This window comes from Acinetobacter sp. 228 (genome assembly GCF_048147885.1).
In genome coordinates, this window is sequence record NZ_JAYWYV010000252.1 from 1 (window position 1) to 1,411 (window position 1,411).

Genomic DNA, 1,411 nt, shown 5'->3' on the forward strand with positions numbered 1-1,411 from the left:
GCTTCGCTAACATTGGGTCCTGTTCTGTTTTTGATAGATCAGCCACGCGAATTTTAAGCGGATCGAGCTTACCACCAGCTCCACCGGATACAATCAAAGGAATTTTGTTAAAACGACAATGGAGCATTAAAGCCAGTTTTGCTTTAACGTCATCAATGCAGTCCAAAACAATATCCGGTACAGGGTTTAAAAGCTCTGCAACATTTTCAGGTGTTAAGAAGTCATCAATAATATTGACTTTAATGCGTGGGTTAATTTGGCGACAACGCTCCGCCATAATTTCAACTTTTTCACAGCCCAGAGTTGAGGTCATTGCAGGTAGCTGACGATTCACATTTGATGCTGCAACTACATCCATATCGACTAATGTGATCTCACCAATACCTGTACGCGCTAAAGCTTCTACCGCCCAACTGCCGACCCCACCAATACCAATCACCATCACATGACTTTGTTCATAGTGCTGGTACGATGAATCACCATAAATTTTGGCTACACCTGCAAAACGGCGGTTATATTCATCTTGTTGGAGATCGGTCATTGCTACTCTTTGAAGGGATATAAAACACGGGAGGTATTTTACTGCTTTTCAGAAGAAAGTGTATTTCAGATCAAAGAAAACTTGAGATAGCGATATTTGAGTTCACGACAAGTCTTATCATTATAAATCAAATTATATTATTTAAGATTTAAGTCATTATTTACTAACGTGACAGGCGGCATGGATGCCGCCCAGTTGGGCTGCGGTATAAGGATATACCGTCAGCCCGACAAAGGATTTTTGTTACTTTTTATCCTTAAAAAGTAAGGTATTGCCTATACAAAGGGCCTTTGAATATCGCCATCATTTATAGGCTGTGGTGCTATTGATTAGCTGCCATACTCAATCAATTTAGAGACTTAATTCGTTGCATCAATCAACACTGCTCCGGTCAACCCTTGCAACTCCTCAAAACTCAGCCCATCCACTTTCTCAATCACCTTTAAACCGTCTTTGGTCACATCAATCACGCACAGGTCAGTGTAAATACGGTCAACACAGTGTTTACCCGTCACCGGATAGGTCAGCTCAGCGACAATCTTTGGCTCACCTTGTTTGGTTACATGGTCTGTAGTGATAAATACTTTCTTGGCACCAACCGCTAAATCCATCGCACCACCTACGGCAGGAATTGCATCCGGCGCACCCGTGTGCCAGTTCGCTAAGTCACCATTCGCTGCCACCTGAAATGCCCCAAGCACCGCAATATCAAGGTGACCACCACGCATCATCGCAAATGAATCGCCATGGTGGAAAAAGCTGCCGCCTTCAAGCATGGTCACAAACTCTTTACCCGCATTAATCAGTTCAGGGTCTTCTTCACCCACAGCTGGCGGTGGGCCAAAAGCCAACAGGCCATTTTCAGAATGT

General features: G+C 43.7%; 2 protein-coding genes. Both read right to left on the reverse strand.

The window, feature by feature from the left end:
• On the reverse strand, positions 1-541 hold a 541-nt coding region (locus VXQ92_RS17910), incomplete at its 3' end, for a ThiF family adenylyltransferase (RefSeq protein ID WP_416682715.1).
• 359 nt (positions 542-900) lie between these two features.
• Positions 901-1,411, reverse strand: a 511-nt coding sequence (locus VXQ92_RS17915) for a CoA-transferase (protein WP_416682716.1), incomplete at its 5' end; no start/stop codon positions are given.